The sequence below is a fragment of the Kouleothrix sp. 19917 genome (assembly GCF_057073505.1).
Window position 1 is genome coordinate 202,600 of sequence record NZ_CP097099.1, and the last position, 18,291, is coordinate 220,890.

At 65.1% G+C, this 18,291-nt stretch carries 13 protein-coding genes; 8 read left to right on the top strand and 5 right to left on the bottom strand.

Annotated features, from left to right (window positions below; translation table 11 throughout):
* Positions 1-231 precede the first annotated feature (231 nt).
* The 3 genes from M1P90_RS00855 to M1P90_RS00865 all read left to right on the top strand — a co-directional run bounded on the left by M1P90_RS00855 (position 232) and on the right by M1P90_RS00865 (position 1,954).
* On the top strand, positions 232-825 hold the full coding sequence (locus M1P90_RS00855) for a glycerol-3-phosphate acyltransferase (protein ID WP_483700737.1): 594 nt from the start codon (positions 232-234) through the stop codon (positions 823-825).
* 90 nt (positions 826-915) lie between these two features.
* On the top strand, positions 916-1,518 hold the full coding sequence (locus tag M1P90_RS00860) for a GNAT family N-acetyltransferase (protein ID WP_483700738.1): 603 nt from the start codon (positions 916-918) through the stop codon (positions 1,516-1,518).
* Between the two features lie 4 nt (positions 1,519-1,522).
* The gene (locus M1P90_RS00865) at positions 1,523-1,954 is read left to right on the top strand and encodes an acyl-CoA thioesterase (protein ID WP_483700739.1); all 432 of its coding nucleotides are present in this window, start codon (positions 1,523-1,525) and stop codon (positions 1,952-1,954) included.
* 56 nt (positions 1,955-2,010) lie between these two features.
* On the opposite strand, the gene M1P90_RS00870 is transcribed toward M1P90_RS00865, so the two are convergent.
* Positions 2,011-3,204 carry a sensor histidine kinase gene (locus M1P90_RS00870; protein WP_483700741.1) on the bottom strand — a complete coding sequence of 398 codons (1,194 nt, stop codon included), beginning with the start codon at positions 3,202-3,204 and terminating at the stop codon, positions 2,011-2,013.
* A 617-nt stretch (positions 3,205-3,821) separates the two neighbouring features.
* Here M1P90_RS00870 and M1P90_RS00875 point away from each other — a divergent pair.
* Positions 3,822-5,531: a proline--tRNA ligase gene (locus M1P90_RS00875; protein WP_483700742.1), complete on the top strand. Its 1,710-nt coding sequence runs from the start codon at positions 3,822-3,824 to the stop codon at positions 5,529-5,531.
* Between the two features lie 155 nt (positions 5,532-5,686).
* On the opposite strand, the gene M1P90_RS00880 is transcribed toward M1P90_RS00875, so the two are convergent.
* The 3 genes from M1P90_RS00880 to M1P90_RS00890 form a co-directional block, all read right to left on the bottom strand.
* Complete coding sequence (locus M1P90_RS00880) at positions 5,687-6,265, bottom strand: TetR/AcrR family transcriptional regulator (protein WP_483700744.1); 579 nt, start codon at positions 6,263-6,265, stop codon at positions 5,687-5,689.
* A gap of 37 nt (positions 6,266-6,302) precedes the next feature.
* On the bottom strand, positions 6,303-7,715 hold the full coding sequence (locus tag M1P90_RS00885) for an MFS transporter (protein ID WP_483700746.1): 1,413 nt from the start codon (positions 7,713-7,715) through the stop codon (positions 6,303-6,305).
* A gap of 135 nt (positions 7,716-7,850) precedes the next feature.
* A complete protein-coding gene (locus M1P90_RS00890; protein WP_483700748.1) occupies positions 7,851-8,972 on the bottom strand; it encodes a flavin-containing monooxygenase in 1,122 nt (373 codons plus the stop codon).
* Between the two features lie 293 nt (positions 8,973-9,265).
* Here M1P90_RS00890 and M1P90_RS00895 point away from each other — a divergent pair, with 293 nt between their 5' ends.
* Both M1P90_RS00895 and M1P90_RS00900 read left to right on the top strand, forming a co-directional pair.
* The gene (locus M1P90_RS00895; protein ID WP_483700750.1) at positions 9,266-11,485 is read left to right on the top strand and encodes a choice-of-anchor X domain-containing protein; all 2,220 of its coding nucleotides are present in this window, start codon (positions 9,266-9,268) and stop codon (positions 11,483-11,485) included.
* A gap of 712 nt (positions 11,486-12,197) precedes the next feature.
* On the top strand, positions 12,198-12,929 hold the full coding sequence (locus M1P90_RS00900; protein WP_483700751.1) for a phosphotransferase enzyme family protein: 732 nt from the start codon (positions 12,198-12,200) through the stop codon (positions 12,927-12,929).
* A 364-nt stretch (positions 12,930-13,293) separates the two neighbouring features.
* On the opposite strand, the gene M1P90_RS00905 is transcribed toward M1P90_RS00900, so the two are convergent.
* A complete protein-coding gene (locus M1P90_RS00905; protein ID WP_483700752.1) occupies positions 13,294-13,992 on the bottom strand; it encodes a DUF2306 domain-containing protein in 699 nt (232 codons plus the stop codon).
* A 172-nt stretch (positions 13,993-14,164) separates the two neighbouring features.
* Here M1P90_RS00905 and M1P90_RS00910 point away from each other — a divergent pair, with 172 nt between their 5' ends.
* Positions 14,165-15,334 carry a mandelate racemase/muconate lactonizing enzyme family protein gene (locus M1P90_RS00910; protein WP_483700754.1) on the top strand — a complete coding sequence of 390 codons (1,170 nt, stop codon included), beginning with the start codon at positions 14,165-14,167 and terminating at the stop codon, positions 15,332-15,334.
* A gap of 407 nt (positions 15,335-15,741) precedes the next feature.
* Positions 15,742-17,814 carry a thioredoxin domain-containing protein gene (locus M1P90_RS00915; RefSeq protein WP_483700756.1) on the top strand — a complete coding sequence of 691 codons (2,073 nt, stop codon included), beginning with the start codon at positions 15,742-15,744 and terminating at the stop codon, positions 17,812-17,814.
* The last annotated feature ends 477 nt before the right edge of the window (positions 17,815-18,291 follow it).

Genomic DNA, 18,291 nt, shown 5'->3' on the forward strand with positions numbered 1-18,291 from the left:
GACGAAAGACCAACTTACGATTCGTCATTCGTCATTCGTCGTTGGTCATAACCAGCAGCGGATTTCCGAAAAGCTCCACGAGTAGCAGCCGCAAGGAAAGGAGAATACTCCTTCGTGTCTTCGTGCTTTCGTGGTAAATGCTCCGTTCCCCGCATTTGTCGCCGCGCCAGTTCTCCTTTATACTCGCCGCGCCGCGTGGCGCTGCTGCCGCGCGGGAGCGGGAGGGTACTTGTGCAGGGCTGGAATGTGCTGGTGGCCGTGCTGGCAGCCTATGCGCTGGGCTGCATCTCGACGGCCTATTATACCGTGCGCGTGCTGAAAGGGCAGGACATTCGCACGCTGGGCAGCGGGAATGCCGGCGGACGCAATGCCGGGCGCGTGCTTGGCCGGGGCGGCTTCGCGGCGGTGGCCGTGCTCGACGCGCTGAAAGGGCTGGCGGCGGTGCTGCTGGCGCGCTGGCTTGCTGTGCCCGAATGGGGCATGGTGGCGGTGCTGCTGGCCGTGGTGGCCGGGCATATCTGGCCGGTGCAGCTTGGCTTTCGCGGCGGCAAGGGCATTGCCACCACGCTTGGCGCGCTGCTGACTTACGACTGGCCCGTTCCGTTTATGCTGGTCGGCATTATGCTGCTGCTCTACCTGCTTCTGCGCAGCATCACCCTGGCGCTGATGGCCGCCTTTGCGCTGCTGCCCGTGCTGCTGCTGGCGCTCGGCTGGCCGCTGCCATCGGTGGCTGGCTGCGCGGCGCTGGCAGTGATTGTGATCTACGCCAACCGCAGCAACATTCGCGCGCGCCTGCCCGGCCGCGCCCACACCGACGCATCGTAGCGCACATTCGGTCTCAGGGCGCTGGCGGCGCGTGGCGCGCTTCGCTATAATTGGCGCGCCGATGCGCAGTGAGCGATGAGAGGAGCGCCTGTGTTTGGAAACCTGCAGTTTAAAATCGCGTCCGAGCCGGCCGAGTTCGCGCAGATCCACCGGCTGAACTACACCACGTTTGTTGAGGAAATTCCGCAGCACCACGCCAACGCCGAGCAGGCGCTGATCGATAAATTTCACCACGAAAATACCTATATTATCTGCCTGGATCGCGGGCGGCTGGTGGGCATGATCGCCGTGCGCGCCGAGCGCCCGTTTTCGCTGGATGGCAAGCTCGCCGCGCTGGAAAGCTACCTGCCCGCCGACCGCCGCCTGTGCGAGCTGCGCCTGCTGGCGGTCGAGCGCGGCTACCGCAATGGCTGGGTGTTCTGGGGTATGGGCAAGCTGCTGGCCGAATACTGCCTGCGGCAGGGCTACGATCTGGCGCTGATCTCGGGCACGACCCGCCAGCAGAAGCTGTACCGGCATCTGGGCTTTGTGCCGTTTGGCCCGCTGGTCGGCGAGCCGGGCGCGCAGTTCCAGCCTATGTATCTTTCGCTGGAGGCGTTTGGGCGCCGCGCGCGCATATTTCGCCGCGCGCTGGGCCGCGCCGAAGTGGCGCCTCAGCTTGAGCAGATGATTGTTGAAGCAAGCGATGAGTGAGGATATGACATTGCAGCCCGCATTCCCGTTTCAGGCCACGGTGGAAGTGGCATTTCGCGACCTGGATGTACTTGGTCACGTCAACAACGCCGTCTACCTGACCTACCTCGAAACGGCGCGCATCAAGTTTCTGCACCAGGTGCTCGATCTGCAAGCGGTCGGGCAGCTGCCGCTGATCCTGGCCGAGGCCACGGTGAGCTACCGCGCGCCGGCATTTTTCGGCGAGCTGCTGACCGTGGGCGTAGGCGTGGCGCGCTTTGGCGGCAAAAGCTTCGAGATGCGCTACCGCATCGATGGCGGGGATGGCCGGCTGGTGGCCGAGGCGCGCACCGTGCTGGTGGCCTACGATTACACGGCCCGCGCGACGATTGCCGTGCCCGAAGACATGAAAACCCGCGTGCTCGAATTTCAGCGCGGCTGGCAATTTGGCGCCTGAAGTATCGAGCCGCCGAGCGCGCCGCGAGCGGACCAATTGCGGCGCGCTCTGTGATTTTAAGCCCCTACACTGCGTCCCCACTGCTCCTGATGCATGGCAGGCAGGTGGATGGTAAATGTCGAGCCCTGGCCGGGGGTGCTCTGCACCGTGATGTCGCCACCCATCAGCCGGCACAGCCGCTGGCTAATCGCCAGACCCAAACCGGTACCACCATAGTTCAGCGTTGCGTTGTTGGCCTGGGTAAACTCGGTAAACAGGCTGGGCATATATTCAGGGTCGATCCCAACACCCGTATCACGCACGGCCATGGTGATCCACTTGCCGCTGGCGCGCTGCTCGCTGGCCACGTGTACGTTCACCTCGCCGTTGCTGGTGAACTTAGCGGCATTCCCCAGCAGGTTGAACAGCGCCTGGCGAAGGCGGATTGGGTCGGTGCGGATCGGGCCGAGCGACGGATCGATCTGGATGGAGAGCTGGTTGCCGTGCTGCTCGATTGCCGGCTGCACCGCTTCCGCCACTTCCTGCACCAGCGTTGGCAGAGAGAATTCCACCACCTCGATTGGCATTTTGCCCGCCTCGATCTTGGACAGATCCAGCACGCTGTTAATCACGCCAACCAGGTGTCGGCTGGCGTTGCGGATGCGGTCGATGTCGGCCACGCATTCAAGGTTCGCGGCCGCTTCCGCTTCCATGCGCAGCAGGTCGCTATAGCCGATGATAGTGGTCAGCGGCGTGCGCAGCTCGTGGCTCATGTTCGAGAGAAAGATGCTTTTGGCGCGGTTGGCGGATTCGGCGCGCTCTTTTGCCTCGCGCAGCGCTTCTTCGGTGCGCTTGTGGGCCGCAATCTCGTTTTCCAGCAGCGCGCGCTCCTGGTCGAGCGCCTGCGCCTGGTAGCGCGTGCGGTCGAGCAGCTCGCGCAGGCGGCCAATGCTGTAGCCAGCGGCGGGGACGGCAATATTCGCGATGAGCGCTTGCAGGAGGAGCGTGTTGAGGGGCACCGCATCGCCAAATAACCAGAACAGCGCGGTGACGATCACGTTCATAATCAGGCCGCTGATCAGGCCGCTGTAGCGCCCGAGCATCCAGCCTGCGAACAGCACCGGCAGTGCGCCGATGGGGGCAACCCCGTTTTTAGCCACCGGGTAGAGGACGAGAAACAGCCAGATGTACGCGATGCTCAACGTGGCCACGATGCCAATGGAAAAGAGCCGTTCGTGGCGTGAGCGTTGAATAGCGACAAGGGTATTCATGACGCGCTCGCAGATTGTAAGTACGATTAACGAAGCTATGACGACAGGCGACTGGATTTCTCGCCTTCTATCATAGCATGAAATGCCACTGCATCAAAGGGCATGGTGCGCGATTCTGGCGCAATCGTGGCGGTCAGGTACGCGGCCCGCTACGATCTTACTGCGTTTGCTGATGCATTGCACAAAGAAACCGTGCCCGGCGCGGTTTTGATACCCCGCCGTTGGACGGATTGACAGCCGCTGATGTGCGTGCTACACTCGCTGCCAATACACAAACGACGTTCATGGGAAACAGTACGCGCTCGGCCGGGCGCACAGCGAGCCAGGGAAGGTGCGAGCCTGGCCAGGCAGGCCGGCGCCGAACCCCTTCCCATAGTGGCCGCCCACGCGGCCCACGTCGCCGCCGAGTGCCGGGGCACACGCCTCTGGCAGAAAGGCTGGCCGGTTGAGTCCCCCGTGATCGGGACGCGCCCTCGCCCATGCTGCAGCATGCGCGGTGGCGGCAGAGTGGGGGCGCATGCCCCAAGCAAGGTGGTACCACGGTTTACGCCGTCCTTGAGCAGTTAGCTCAAGGGCGTTTTTTGTTGGCCCGCGCTGATGCACACTGAGAGGAAACTATGCGACTTTCAACTTTGTTTGGGCGAACGCTGCGCGATGCCCCGGCCGAGGCCGAAAATGCCGCGCACCAGCTGGTGCTGCGTGCTGGCCTGGCGCGCGCGCTGCTGGCCGGCGGCTATGCGCTTCTGCCGCTGGGCATGCGCGTGGCCCGCCGCATCGAAGCAATAATGCACGAAGAAATGGCGGCCATCGACGGGCAGGAATTCCGCACGCCAATCGTGCAATCTTCCGGGCCGTGGGAGCAAAGCGGGCGCTATGGCGAATATGGCCCGGCCATGCTGCGCCTGCTCGACCGCTCGGAGCGCGCGTTGATTCTTGCGCCAACGCACGAGGAAGCGGTGGCCGACCTGACGCGTCGCGAGGTGACATCGTACCGCCAGCTGCCGGCGCTGATCTACCAGATCCACACAAAATACCGCGACGAGCTGCGCGCGAAGGGTGGCATGATGCGCATGCGCGAGTTCACCATGCTCGACGCCTATTCGCTCGACGCCGACGACGCCGGGCTGGATGTGGTGTACGAACGCGTGGCCGTAGCCTTCGAGCGCATTTTTGCGCGCTGCGGGCTGCGCTATGTAGCGGTGGAAGCCAGCGCGGGCGAGATGGGCGGGCGCGAGCCGCGCGAGTATATGGCGCTTTCGCCCAACGGCGAGGACACGCTGGCGATCTGCCCGAACTGTGGCTATGCCGCGAATCTGGAGGTTGCTGCCGTGCGCCGCGCGGAAGCAACCCCAACCGACGCCGCGGCCATGGCCGAAGTTGCCACGCCCGACTGCAAAACGATTGCCGAGCTGGCGGCGTTTATGGGCGTGCCCGAGGCGGCGACGGCCAAGGCGGTGTTTTTCAGCGCGCCCGAGCGCGGGCTGGTGTTTGCGGTGATTCGCGGCGACCTGGAGGTGAACGAGCTGAAGCTGCGCGCCGCCGCTGGCGTTTCGGCGCTGGTGCCGGCAACGGCCGAGCAGATCGCCGCTGCGGGTGCGGTGGCGGGCTATGCCTCGCCGGTGGGGCTGGCCGTGCAGGCGAATGATGGCGGCGCGGGCGTGTTTGTGATCGCCGACTCGTCGGTGGTGGCGGCTGGCCCGCTGGTGGCGGGCGCGAACCGCGCGGGCTACCACCTGCGCGATGTGGTGTATGGCCGCGACTGGCGGGCCACGCAGGTGGCCGACATCGCGACGGCGCGCGCGGGCGACGCGTGCGTGCGCTGCGGCGGGCCGCTCGCGTTCGAGCGCGGCATTGAGCTCGGGCATATTTTCAAGCTTGGCACGCGCTTCACTGTGGCGCTGGGCGCGCAGTTCCTTGCGCAGGATGGCAGCTCGCGCCCGGTGGTGATGGGCTCCTACGGCATTGGCGTGGAGCGCCTGCTGCAGGTGATCGTCGAGCAGCACCACGACGAAGCCGGCATTGCCTGGCCGGCCGAGGTTGCGCCGTTCGACGCGCATCTGGTGCGCCTGGGCAAGGGCGATGCCACCCGCGCCGCCGCCGACCTGCTGTATGCCGAGCTGAACGCGGCCGGCGTGCGCGTGCTCTACGACGACCGCGACGAGTCGGCGGGCGTGAAGTTCAACGACGCCGACCTGATTGGCTTGCCGACGCGCCTGCTGGTGAGCGACCGTCTGATCGCTGCCGATCAGGTGGAGCTGAAGCGGCGCGGCGGCGAGTCGGTGAAAGTGGCGCGCGGCGAGGCGCTGGCGGCGCTGGTATCGCGGTGATTGTGGCTCGGTCGTTGGGTGGGGCTTAGTCCCAGTACCATTCACATAAAGAAGCCAGGAACTTTTACCACAGAGGCACGGAGGCACGGAGGGCGTTAGGAAGCTATGAACCTTGGCGTCTTTGAGTCTTTGTGGCTATGTGAAAGATATTGGGGCTAGGCCGCCGCGCCGCCAAAGAAGAGCGCGAGTATTTGCGCAACCAGCTGCTCGGCGGCGGGCTGGTCGCGCGCGGCGTCGCTGGAGAAGAAAGGGTACATCATGCCGAGCAGCAGCCAGGTCAGCGTTTGCGCGTCCTGCTGGCGCAGCTCGCCGCGCGCCATGGCGTCTTCGAGCAGCCCGGCAAGCTGGCCGATGAATTGCTGATGGTAGCGGCGGCCAAACTCAGCGCGCACGCTGGGGCTGAGGTGCGCCATTTCCTGACCGGCCAGACGAATGAGTGCGCGCTGCTCGGGCGGCTGGGCGAACAAGGCGCGCACCAGCGCCGCAAGCTGCGGGCGAATGCCGGCGGGCACCGCCCGCGCCGCCGCGACCGCTCCCGCCACGCGGGCCAGGCTATCGTCCAGAATCGCCACAAACAGGTCTTCTTTGTCGCGAAAGTGGTAGTACAGCCCAGCCTTCGACACGCCAACCGCTTCGGCGATTTCGCGCATTGATATGCCGTTATAACCCGCCGCAACGAACAGGCGCGTTGATTCGGCCAGGATACGCTCGCGCAGCGCAATGTCGGTGGTCATGGCTGTGCCTTTTCGCTCGGAGTGTGGCAGGTGCGTATCATACCTGGGCCGGGCGGCGCGTTTCGCCGCGCTCGGGCGCGCTGTGCGCGATCTGGGCCAGCTCGGCGGCGCGGCCTTTCAAGCCCAGCGCGGCCAGCGTCAGCACCACCATCACCAGCCCAATGATCAGGAATGATGCCGTGTAGCCGCCCACGCCGCCGCCCCGCGACCCGGCAATTGCGCCGGCCAGCGCGCCGCCCACCAGCTGCCCAACACTGGTAAAGATCGTCAGGATCGCCTGCGCCGACGCTCGCTCGCTGGGCGGCGCCTCGTTCAGCAGAATGTAGCGCAGCGCCGCGCCCAGCAGCACCGCCAGCCCCAACCCAAACAGCACCGTCGAAACATAGAACATGACCAGCGATGTGGCAAATATGCTGAGCAGCAGCGTGCCCAGCGCCACCAGACCGCTGCCCGCCAGCACCACCACCCGCGAGCCGGCGCGGTCGAGCACGCGCCCCGAGGCCGGCGAGCCCACCGCCATCGCCAGCACAATTGGCAGCAGCATAAAGCTCGCGCGCGATTCGCTGACCTTGAACGCCGCAACTACCAGCTCGGGAACAAAAACAATCGTGGCTTCGGCCAGGCCCGCGCCGGCAGCCAGCGCCGCTGTCAGCGCAATCTGGCGGCGCGCAAACAGGCTGGTGCGCAGGATGGGATCGGGCGCGGCACGCTCGATGCGCCAGAGCGCCGGCACCAGCACGATGGCGAGCAGCAGGAAGGGCCAGACATTCAGCGAAGCAAGGCTTTGCGCGGCGCGGGCCGTATCGATATGATTCAGGCCGTAGGCCAGCGCGGCAAGCATTGCGCTCAGCACCAGCATGCCGCTCAGGTCGAATGGGCGCTGCTCGGGTGGGCGCGCAGAGGGCAGGAGCCGCAGACTCAGCGCAATCACCAGCGCGGCCAGCGGCAGGTTCACCAGAAACAGCCATTGCCAGCCAACCAGCAGCAGCAGCCCGCCAATGATCGGGCCGATCAGAAAGGCGATGCCGAACACCGCGCCGATCAGGCCCAGCGCGCTGCCGCGCTTTTCGGGCGGGAAGGTGTCGCCAATCACGGCGCTGGCAACGGGAAAAATGCCACCCGCGCCCAGGCCCTGGATTGCGCGGCCAACGAGCAGCACGCCAAAACTCGGCGCGACCGCCACCAGCAGCGAGCCAGCCGCGAACAGCGCCACACTGAGCACGTAGATCGAGCGACGGCCAAAAGAATCGGAAAGCTTGGCCATAAGTGGCGTGCCCACCAGATTCAGCAGCACATAGATCGTAAACACCCAAGCGGTGGCGCGCTCGCTGACGCCAAAGGCGGTGCGAATGGCGGGCAGCGCCGGGCCAACAATCGCGATATCGAGCGCGGCCATGAGTACGCCCAGAAACAGCAGCCCAAGCATACGATTGCGCGCGTTTGCGTTCATATCTTGCATTTTTCACCAATGTACTTTAAGGTTACCGACCGGTCGGTCAGTTAATGAGTGGATCATACTACTGCGCAGTGATTGTGTCAAATTTCTCTATTGCGAGGTGCAACGTGTGCGCAGGCATGCAGCGGTTTACCCAGCCAGGTAGCGCTCGATCGTGCGCGCAAGGCGGCGCGAGTCGTGGTTGGCTTCGCGCAGGTGCCCCAGCAGGCTGTGCGTGAAACCCATGAAGAACAAGCCGGGATAGGCAGTAGTTTCGCCCGAGGCGAAGCGTGGTTCGCCGCTGTGGTCGAGCGCGCCGGGCAGCGTGAGAATGCGCTCCAACCCGCTGCGAAAGCCCGTCGCCGCCACAATCGCGTCGAAGGGTTCGGCGCGGCCATCCGCAAACTCGGCCCCGCCGGCGCCGAGGCGGGCCACGCCTGGCCGCACAGCAATCGCGCCGCGCCGCAGCGCCGCCGCAAAGCCCACGTCGAGCACGGGAACCTGCCCGGCGCTGTAGGGCCACCAGGCCGGCTGCGGCAAGCCGTGGCGCGTCAGGTCGCCCAGGGCAAGGCGGCTGAGCGTGCGCACAATCGCGTCGGCGGCGCGCGGCGGCAAGCGCGAGAGCACGATGCTGGAACGCTGCGCGGGCATGCCAACGACATCGCGCGGAACGATTGGCGGGGGCGTGCGCACGCTGATGGCAACCTGCGCGCCGTGTTCGGCCAGGTCGGTGGCGATTTCTGCGCCACTGTTGCCAATGCCCACCACCAGCACGCGCTGGCCCGCGAATGGCGCGCCGTTGCGGTAGGCCGAAGAATGGATGAGCGTGCCGGCAAATTCGTCGCGGCCGGGCCAGGGCGGAATGACCGGCTCGCTATACTGACCGGTGGCGATGATGACGACCGGGCTGCGCCAGGTGCCGCAGCTGCTTTCGGCCTGCCACGCGGGCGCGCTGGCTGTGCCAGCCGGGCGAATGTGCTGCACCGCGCAGCCCGTAACAACCCGCAGATCGAAGTGGCGGGCGTAGGCGCGCAGGTGGGCCGCGTAGTCGTCTTTCGAGGGGTATTTGGGCAGGCCGCGCGGCAGCGGCAGGTGCGCCAGGCTGGAGTAGACCGTGTGCAGATGCAGACGGTCGTAGCGCTCGGCCCAGACATCGCCCACGCGCCGGCGCGCATCGAGCACCAGGGCATCGAGGCCGCGCCGCTTCAGCGCGCCCGCCGCCGACAGGCCAGCCGCGCCGCCGCCAACAATAATGATGCGAGGGTCGGCCATAGCGTTTTCTCCAACACAGCCCGCGAAACGGCGCAAGTATAGCATAGCCGCCCGCTAATCAGGGCTGTGTCAAACATGGAATACGAACGAGATCTATCCACAGATTACGCAGGTTGCGCAGATTATAGGCTTCAAATCTGCGCCATCTGCGTAATCTGCGGATGAGTTTTGAGACTTTGGCATGGCCTTGCCCGCTGCTGTGACGATATCGTAAGCTTCGGGCCGGGCGTGCGGGCGTACAATAAGGCCGAGCGTTCGCGCCGTCGTGCCAGATCGTCATCAGAAAGGGCGCTATGTTTCTGCGAATATATCGGGTTGGGCTGCTGCTGGCGCTGTTTGGGGCATGTGCCCTGGTGCCGCGCGCGAGCGTGTTCGCCGCCAGCCAGGTCGTGTACGACGACGGGCTGGCCGCCAGCTGGGAAAATTATTCGTGGGCGACGGTGAACCTGGGAGCCACTGCGCCGGTCCACGCTGGCAGCAAGAGCATCGCCGTCACCTATGCGGCCTGGCAGGGTTTGTACCTGCACCACCCCGGCCTTGCCACTGCTGGCTTCACCAAGCTACGCTTTTTCATCCACGGCGGCACGGCGGGCGGCCAGAAGATGAACCTCTTCGCCACACGCGCCAGCGACGGCAACAACAGCCACGGCCCAGCGGTGGCCGTGCCCGCGCCCGCCGCAAATGCGTGGTCGCAGATCGATATTTCGCTGGCGAGCCTGGGCGCTGCCAATAGCACGATTGTTGGCCTGACCTGGCAGGATAGTACAGGCGGCGCGCAGCCAACTTTCTACGTAGACGATATTGCGCTGGCGAGCGACGAAAGCCCCGACGGGCCGACGCTCACGAATGGCGTGCTGCTGCCCCGCGCCGCCCCCGCCGATGGCACAACCGCCCTTGTGGTGCGCGCCAGCGTGGCCGACCCGCAGGGCCTCGCCGACATCGCGAGCGTCAGCGTCGATGCCACGGCGCTGGCGCGCGGCACCGTGGCGCTGCGCGACGACGGCCGCAGCAACGATGGCGCAGCCGGCGACGGCGTGTATGGCGCGGCGATCACGATTGCGCCCGGCACCGCGAGCGCCGAAACGAGCCTGCTGGTTACTGCGCGCGACAAAGCTGGCCACAGCAACAGCCTGCCGCTTGGCGCGTTCGCCATTCTGGCCCCCACCGACGGCGCAATTCCTGCCGGCCTGCCGCGCCGGCTGGGCTGGGGCACAAACGAGTGGAGCAACACGCCCGGCCAGGACTGGCAGGTGAACAGCGGCGTGCCGTGGGACTACGTCTACCAGTACATCACCTACGAATGGTACAGCGACCCCGGCCACTGGGGCGGTAATTTCGTTGGGCGCTTCACTGCGCAAGCCTGGGGCAAGGGCTACATCCCGGTTGTGTCGGCCTACCTCATTCTGGGCCTGCCCACCACCTGCGGCGAAAGCCCAGGCTGCTACGCCCAGAAGCTCCAGAACGCCGGCTCGGTGAGCAACTACCTGGCCGCGTTACAGATGGCGGCGACCGAGGCCAAAGGCAGCAAGCCGGTGATCTTCCACATCGACCCCGATTTCTACGGTTTTATGCAGCAGAACAAATACAGCAGCAACGCCGCCAATCCCGACAACCCCAGTTCGTACCCGGTGGCGCTGAACGTGCCCGGCTACGCCAACAACCTCGCCGGCTTCGGCCAGCGCGTGGTGGACGTGATCCACAGCACCGCGCCAAACGCGCTGGTGGCGCTGCAAGCCAGCAAATGGTCGACCAACCGCGACCCGAATATTGTTGCGCCGGCCGAGGTGCCGGGCCTGGCGCGCAGCACCGCCGCCTTTCTCCAGGCCATGGGCGGCGACCGCGCCGACCTGCTGTTTGTGGAATGGAGCGACCGCGACTCGGGCAGCGGGCAGCGCCCTTGGTGGGACACAACGAACCGCAGCCTGCCGCGCCCAACCCGCGCCGTGCTGTGGGAAAATGCGCTTGCCGCTGCTGCGCACAAGCGCCTGATGCTCTGGCAGGTGCCGGCCGGGAACATGAACCTCGACAACACCTGCACGCACTACCAGGACAACCGCGCTGCCTACCTGTTCAGCCACCCGCGCGACGCCTACGACTCGGGCGTGCTGGCGGTGCTGTTTGGCGGCGGCACCAACTGCATGACCAGCGCCTCCACCGATGGCGGCTTTATCGCCGCACAGGGCGCAATTGCCTACAACGCGCCGGCCGCGCCCGGCGGGCTGGCGGTGCTGGGCAGTGCGGGCGCAACCGTGACATTGCGCTGGAACGAAAACGCCGAACCCGACCTGGCGGGCTACCGGCTGCGCTACCAGCAAAATGGCCTCACCCTCGGCACGCTCGACCTGAGCCGTGGGAACAGCGCCACGCTGCTGCTGCCAAGCGCGGGCAACTGGCAAATCAGCGTTGCCGCGCTCGATGCGATGGGCCGCGCCAGCGGTTTTTCCGCCCCGGTGAGCGCCAGCACCACTGCTGGCGCGGCGCGCGTGCTGGTGCCAGTGGCGCGGCGACCGTAGCGCGTTGCGCCCTCACTTCCTAACCCCCTCTCTCAGGCGCGGGAGAGGGGGTTTTTTTGCACCCCTTGAGCTACAAGAGAAAGGAAACGACCTTACCCCCTTCGCGCCTGGTGGGAGAAGGGGCTGGGGATGAAGGGTGTATACCTTGTGCGCAGCCTCCACACAGCCTGACGCAGCCTTCGCAGAGCCTGACGCAGCCTTCGCAGAGCCTGACGCAGCCTTCGCACAGCCTGACACAGCCTTCGCACGGCCTGACGCAGCCTTCGCACAGCTTGACGCAGTGCCCACAGAGCCTGACACAGCCTTCGCAGAGCTTGACGCAGTGCCCACACGGCTTGACGCAGTGCCCACAGAGCCTGACGCAGCCTCCGCAGAGCTTGACGCAGTGCCCACACGGCTTGACGCAACACCTGCCTACGAGTACTCTGGAAAAAACATTCTTTTTACAGCGGGCAAGCTTCCAGAAAATTCATCTGACCGCCAGATTGAAGCAAAACAGCCTTCGCTTCCTAAAATCTGAGTGCAAGGAAATGTATTTTCCAGAGAAATGAGTGCCAGTTGCGCGTTTCATGGCTTTGTGCTACCGTTGCCAACTCCACGGCAAGTGCTGAGCTGGCCTGTGCCCCACCCACCTGTGGTATAACTGCGTTTCACCCGCGGCGAGTCTGCGCCATGTTCCTGGCTGAAACAGTGCGCAGAGAAGGAAATGCCCTTGGGATGGGAAACACTTGAGCAATGGGGCGACGACGTCGCTCGGATTGAGCGGCTTGCTGGCGGCGTGGCTAACGACGTGTGGAGCGTGCGCGTCAACGGGCAGCTTGCGGTCGCTCGTCGCGGCACCCGCAGCGATGCCGACCTCGCGTGGGAAACCGGGCTGCTTGTGCATCTCGACCGCGCCGGTCTGGCCGTGCCGGTGCCGATCCCCACGCGGGATGGCCGCCTGTTTGCCGAGGGCGTGGTGGTGATGACCTACGTCGAAGGCGGCTCGCCCGAGACCGAGGCCGACTGGCGGCGCGTGGCCAGCACACTCCGCCAGCTGCATCAGCTCACGGCGGGGTGGCCGCAACGCCCCGGCTGGCGCTCCTCGACCGACCTCTTGCACGCCGACACCGGGACGAAGATCGACCTCGGCGCGATGCCGCCCGAGGCCGTTGCGCGCTGCCGGGCCGCGTGGGCGCGGCTGGCTGGGCGCGAGACATGTGTCGTTCATGGCGACCCCAACCCGCGCAACGTCCGCATCACCGCAGATCGTGTCGCCCTGATCGACTGGGACGAGGCGCACGCCGATGTTCCCGACCTCGACCTGGTGCTGCCCTACAATGCCGCCGGTTTCGACGCCGAAGCGCACGACATCGCCGCGCAAGCCTCGGCCGCGTGGGAAGCCGCCGTCTGTTGGGACGACGACTACTCAAAGAAGCGGCTCGCCGAAGTTCGGGCGATCTGAATCACAATGCACATGAGTTGAGCCACAGAGAACACAGAGAGCACGGAGTACGAGTGAAATACACTCGTCTGTCTTCAATTGCCGCCCTTCGATCAGGGCATGTCAAAGTTGGACTGGGGACCAGATCTATCCACAGATTACGCAGATTACACAGATATGGGAACTATAATCTGCGTAATCTGTGGATGAATTTTGGGACTTTGGCATGGCCCTGGCCCTTCGATACGCGGCTGACGCTGCGGGGCATCCTTGGGTCCAGGTCGCTGAAAGCAGATTGCAGTCGGCAGGGCGCTGCAACCTGCAACCTGCAAACCTTCCAGCCTGCAACGCTTTGCGCTCTTTGCGGTAAAAACACGGTCGCCGCTCACGCCAGCGCGCGAACCGCGTGCGGGGCAGTGCGGCGCAGCCACAGCTCGGCCACCAGCACATGCAGCAGAAAGCCGATCCAGAAGGCAATGCCAAAGAACTGCCCCGGCGCAAGGCCCGACAGCCCGCTGGTGGCGAAAAACAGCCCAATGATTGGCCTGATGGTAGCGACCGCCAGACCAGTCGCGAAGGCGCGGATCATCCATACGCGGTGCGCGGCGATCTCGCGGTGGCGGATGTGCCAGAAAGCGCGGCCCAGCGCAAACAGGAAGTAAATTGAGAAGATCGTCGTGGCGGCGGCCTGGAGGGTTCCGCCAATCGCCGGCATTCCCACACTCATCACCAGCGCCGTCACGCCAATAATCGCCGCGCAGGCCACATACACTCGTCCCAGCACGCGATGCAGCTGGCGGTTGCGCTTGCGAATGCCCGCGCTGAGCTGGATCGGCCCCAGCACCATGAACACTATTCCTGGCAGAATGTGAATGAGTGTCAGCGCCGGGTAGCGCGCAAACAAGCCGTCGAGCGCGGCGAACTGCGCCGCAACCGGGTTGGCGGCGGGCGCGGGCGCGGTGTAGCCATTCAGCAGAATTGGCAGCAGCTGCACAGTGCGGCGCACCGCCACGGCCACGCCAATTGCGGCCAGCAGAATAACAATGCCCCACACGGCGCGACTCGGGCGTCGTTCTGTTTGCATGCGCACGATCCTTCTGTTTCAGGCACACGGCGATCCGTGCGCGCTGCCACACAATCTGAAAACATCCTGGCTGATGGCGGCAGCATAGCGCATCACTGTGAAGCCATAATGAAGATCGTGTGGAGATACCTCGCCGCGTGGCGCGGGCGCGCTGTGGTATGATGGCGCGGCAATGTTCTTGCGCAACGCGCGCCACAACGAAAGTGAGAGCACCGTGCAGATCACGCGCATTCGCGCCTACCGCCCCCAGCGCTTCAACCCCACCTTCAACCAGGCCGACATGGTCGTGACGGTCGAAACCGATGCCGGCATCACTGGCGTGGGCGAAGGCGGCTCGCCCGAGATGCTGGCGCAGTGCGCGGCGATGCTGATTGGCGAAGACCCAGGCCGCATTCAGCACCTCTGGCAGGTGATGTATCGCGGCTTTTTCTACCCGCCCGGCCGCGAAAAGCTCCACGCGCTTGGCGCGCTCGATCTGGCGCTGTGGGACATTCAGGGCAAGCGCCTGGGCGTGCCGGTGTACGAGCTGCTAGGCGGCCTGACGCGCGACTACGTGGAGTGCTACTCGACGGGATACCCCTGGCAGGGCAACCTGGCCGACACCGCGCGCGCCTGCCTGGCCGCTGGCTTTCGCTCCTTCCGCACCGCCGTGGCCGATCCGGGCGATCGCGTGTTCGACGTGCGGCGCATGGTTGATACAACAGCCGCGAACTGCCGCGAGGTGCGCGCCGGCTGCGGCCCCGATGGCGACTGGTCGATCGACTTCCACACGCGCCTCGACATGGCCGACGCGGTGCGGCTGTGCGAGCTGATTGCCGAGCTGAACCCGCTGTTTGTGGAAGACCCGCTGCGCTCGGAAAACCCCGGCGCGCTGGCGATGCTGCGCCAGCAGGTGCGCGTGCCGCTGGCAGTGGGCGAGCATTTCGGCGACCGCTGGGAGGTGAACGAGCTGATCGAGCGGCACCTGATCGACTACACGCGCATAACCCTGCCGAATGTGGGCGGCATCACCGAGTGGCTGAAGATCGCCGCGCTGTGTGAAACGCACTACATTGGCATGATCCCGCACTTCACCGGGCCGATTGCGCTGGCCGCGCTGGTGCATGTGCTGGCCTCGCAGGCCACGCCCGCGCTGATGGAGATCGCCGGCCCTGCGCCTGCGCGCCCGCCGCACCTCCCGCAGGGCTGCGACTTCCGCGACGGCAAGCTGTGGCCGGCCGCGCGCCCCGGCCTCGGCGTCGAGTTCGACCCGGCCGGCGCAGACATGCTGCTGGAGATCGACACTCACAGCGCGCCGATCCCGCAGTTCCGCCGCCCCGACGGCTCGTATACGAACTGGTGAGTCGACGAGTTGCAGGTTGCAGGTTAGCAGGTCGCAGGTTGGCAGGTTGCGGGTTGCAGGTTGTCGCCGGGGCGTATTGCATACGCCTGTTTCAGGGTTGCAAGTTGCGGGTTGCAGGTTGTCGCCGGGGCGTATTGCATACGCCTGTTTCAGGGTTGCAAGTTGCAGGTTGGCAGGTTGCCGCCGGGGCGTATTGCATACGACTGTTTCAGGGTTGCAAGTTGCAGGTTGTGATTGGCAGGAACCTGCAATTTTTGAACATGCAAACATTCAACTCTCCGCGCTCTTTGCGGTGAAATACTCGTTCGTCCTTCGCCGTTCGTCCCAATCGTCAATCGCAAATCGTCAATCGTAAATCCTGCGCCGCCCGTGGTATGATGGAGCCCTACTGAGGAGGAGAAAACCCAATGCACAGCGAAGCCGCGCCCCAGCATACCAATCGCCTGATCCACGCCACCAGCCCCTACCTGCTGCAGCACGCCCACAACCCGGTGGACTGGTACGAATGGGGCGAGGAAGCCTTTGCCCGCGCACGCGCCGAAAACAAACCCGTGCTGCTGAGCGTGGGCTACGCCGCCTGCCACTGGTGCCACGTCATGGCGCACGAGTCGTTTGAGGACGAAGCGACTGCGCAGGTGATGAACGACAACTTCGTCAACATCAAAGTCGACCGCGAAGAGCGCCCCGATATCGACAGCATTTACATGACGGCGGTGCAGGCCATGACTGGCGGCGGCGGCTGGCCCATGACCATGTTCCTGACCTCCGAAGGCGTGCCGTTCTACGGCGGCACCTACTTCCCGCCCACGCCGCGCTACCAGATGCCCGCCTTCACCCAGGTATTATTCAGCGTTGCCGACGCCTACCGCAACCGCCGCGACGAACTGCTGCAAGCCGGCAGCGAGCTAGTCGAACAGATGCGGCAGGCCAGCAGCGCAAAGTTACTGGAAGGGCGTATTGGCCCGCAGGTCTTCGACGAAGCCTATGCCGTGCTGCACGGCCAGTTCGAGCCGACCTACGGCGGTTTTGGTGGCGCGCCCAAGTTCCCCCAACCAATGACCTACGAGTTTCTGCTGCGCTATGCCCAGCGCACCGGCACGCCGCTGGCCTGGGACATGCTGCACAAAAGCCTCCACGGCATGGCCGAAGGCGGCATGTACGACCAGCTTGGCGGCGGCTTTCATCGCTACAGTGTCGATGAGCGCTGGCTGGTGCCGCACTTCGAGAAGATGCTGTACGACAACGCGCTGCTGGCGCGCGTGTACACCGAGATGTTTCAGGCCACGGGCGAGCCGTTCTACCGCCGCATTGCCGAAGAAACGCTTGACTACATGGTGCGCGAAATGCGCCACCCCGACGGCGGCTTCTACTCCACGCAGGACGCCGACAGCGAGGGCGAGGAAGGCAAGTTCTTTGTGTGGACGCCCGCCGAGCTGCGCGAGATCCTGCGCGGCGATGCGCTGCTGTTCGGGCAGGTGTACGACGTGACCGAGCGCGGCAATTTCGAGGGCAAGAATATTTTGCACCTGCCGCGCCAGCCCGCCGAGGTTGCGCGGGTGACGGGCATGCCGGTCGAGCGGATCGAGGCGGCGCTGGCGCGTGGGCGGCAGCTGCTGTTCGAGGCGCGCGAGCGGCGCATCAAGCCCGGCCGCGACGAAAAGGTGCTGACGGCCTGGAACGGCATGGCGCTGCGGGCATTTGCCCACGCCGCGCGCGCGCTCGGCCGCGACGACTACCGGGCGGTGGCTGAGCAGAATGCCGAATTCCTGCTGCGCGAGCTGCGCACCGCCGACGGCAAGCTGCTGCGCGCCTGGAAAGATGGCCGCGCCGGCAACGTGCCCGCTTTTCTGGATGACTACGCGCTGCTGGCGGATGGATTGCTGGCGCTCTATGAGGCCACATTCGAGCCGCGCTGGCTCGTGGCATCGCGCGCGCTGGCCGATGAGATGCTGGCGCGCTTCTGGGACGACGCGATTGGCGGCTTCTACGACACTGCCGCCGACCACGAGGCGCTGGTGGTGCGCCCGCGCGACACCGGCGATAACGCCACGCCGTCGGGCAATTCCGCTGCCGCCGAGGTGCTGCTGCGCCTGGCAATCATCTTCGACGAGCCGAGCTACCGCGCGCGCGCCGACACGATTCTGGGCAGCCTCTCGACCTTTTTGGCGCGCTACCCAACCGGCTTCGGGCGCTACCTGGCCGCCGCCGAGTTTGCGCTGGCCGCGCCGCACGAAATCGCGCTGGTTGGCACGCCCGCCGCACCAGACATGCAAGCCCTGTGCGCGGTGATCTTCCAGCCCTTCCGCCCGAACAAAGTGGTGGTGCAAAGTGAGCCGGGCGGCGCGGCATTTGAGTCGCCACTGCTGGAAGGGCGCGCGCAGATCGGCGAACGGGCGACGGCGTATGTCTGCCATAACTATGCCTGCCAGCTGCCAGTGAATGAAGCGGGCGCGCTGGCTGCGCAGCTTAGTGATGCGTAGTGCGCGTGAATGCGCAGGGGTTAGGAGTTGGGGGTGAGGGTTTGGGAATTGCGATGCGCAACGCGGCTTTTGGTTGCCCGAAAACTTCGCGTGTGATTGCACTCGCTCATGTCGCTTGCGTTCGCTCTGGTGTTCTTCGTGGTGGGGGCGGGGCGGCTTGTCGCCTCGAAAGAATCCTTTTTTGCGGCTCTCCGCCACGAATGTGGCGGAGAGCCGCAAAAGAAAATATCTTTGGAGGGCTGACGCCCCCCAAGCCTCCCGCCGAAGAGGCGACCGCGTAAGTGGTGTGAATGAGGAAAGATGAGGCGCGCCCGCGCATTCACAGAATGTGCTTGCTATTTGCAATATTCTGTGCTATAATCTGCCGGTCTTAAGAAAGTTTGGTACCCACGATATGCTTCAGATCTGGCCTGCCTCCAGGCGCACATTCCCCCGCTCATCGTTTTCCAAGCTCTTGGGCAATGTTTATTCATCACA

Bases quoted from the DNA above. Each gene is read 5' to 3' on its own strand.
- M1P90_RS00865 (WP_483700739.1), top strand. From the start codon at position 1,523: ATGACATTGCAGCCCGCATTCCCGTTTCAGGCCACGGTGGAAGTGGCA.
- M1P90_RS00870 (WP_483700741.1), bottom strand. From the start codon at position 3,204: ATGAATACCCTTGTCGCTATTCAACGCTCACGCCACGAACGGCTCTTT.
- M1P90_RS00875 (WP_483700742.1), top strand. From the start codon at position 3,822: ATGCGACTTTCAACTTTGTTTGGGCGAACGCTGCGCGATGCCCCGGCC.
- M1P90_RS00880 (WP_483700744.1), bottom strand. From the start codon at position 6,265: ATGACCACCGACATTGCGCTGCGCGAGCGTATCCTGGCCGAATCAACG.
- M1P90_RS00885 (WP_483700746.1), bottom strand. From the start codon at position 7,715: ATGAACGCAAACGCGCGCAATCGTATGCTTGGGCTGCTGTTTCTGGGC.
- M1P90_RS00890 (WP_483700748.1), bottom strand. From the start codon at position 8,972: ATGGCCGACCCTCGCATCATTATTGTTGGCGGCGGCGCGGCTGGCCTG.
- M1P90_RS00895 (WP_483700750.1), top strand. From the start codon at position 9,266: ATGTTTCTGCGAATATATCGGGTTGGGCTGCTGCTGGCGCTGTTTGGG.
- M1P90_RS00905 (WP_483700752.1), bottom strand. From the start codon at position 13,992: ATGCAAACAGAACGACGCCCGAGTCGCGCCGTGTGGGGCATTGTTATT.
- M1P90_RS00910 (WP_483700754.1), top strand. From the start codon at position 14,165: ATGTTCTTGCGCAACGCGCGCCACAACGAAAGTGAGAGCACCGTGCAG.
- M1P90_RS00915 (WP_483700756.1), top strand. From the start codon at position 15,742: ATGCACAGCGAAGCCGCGCCCCAGCATACCAATCGCCTGATCCACGCC.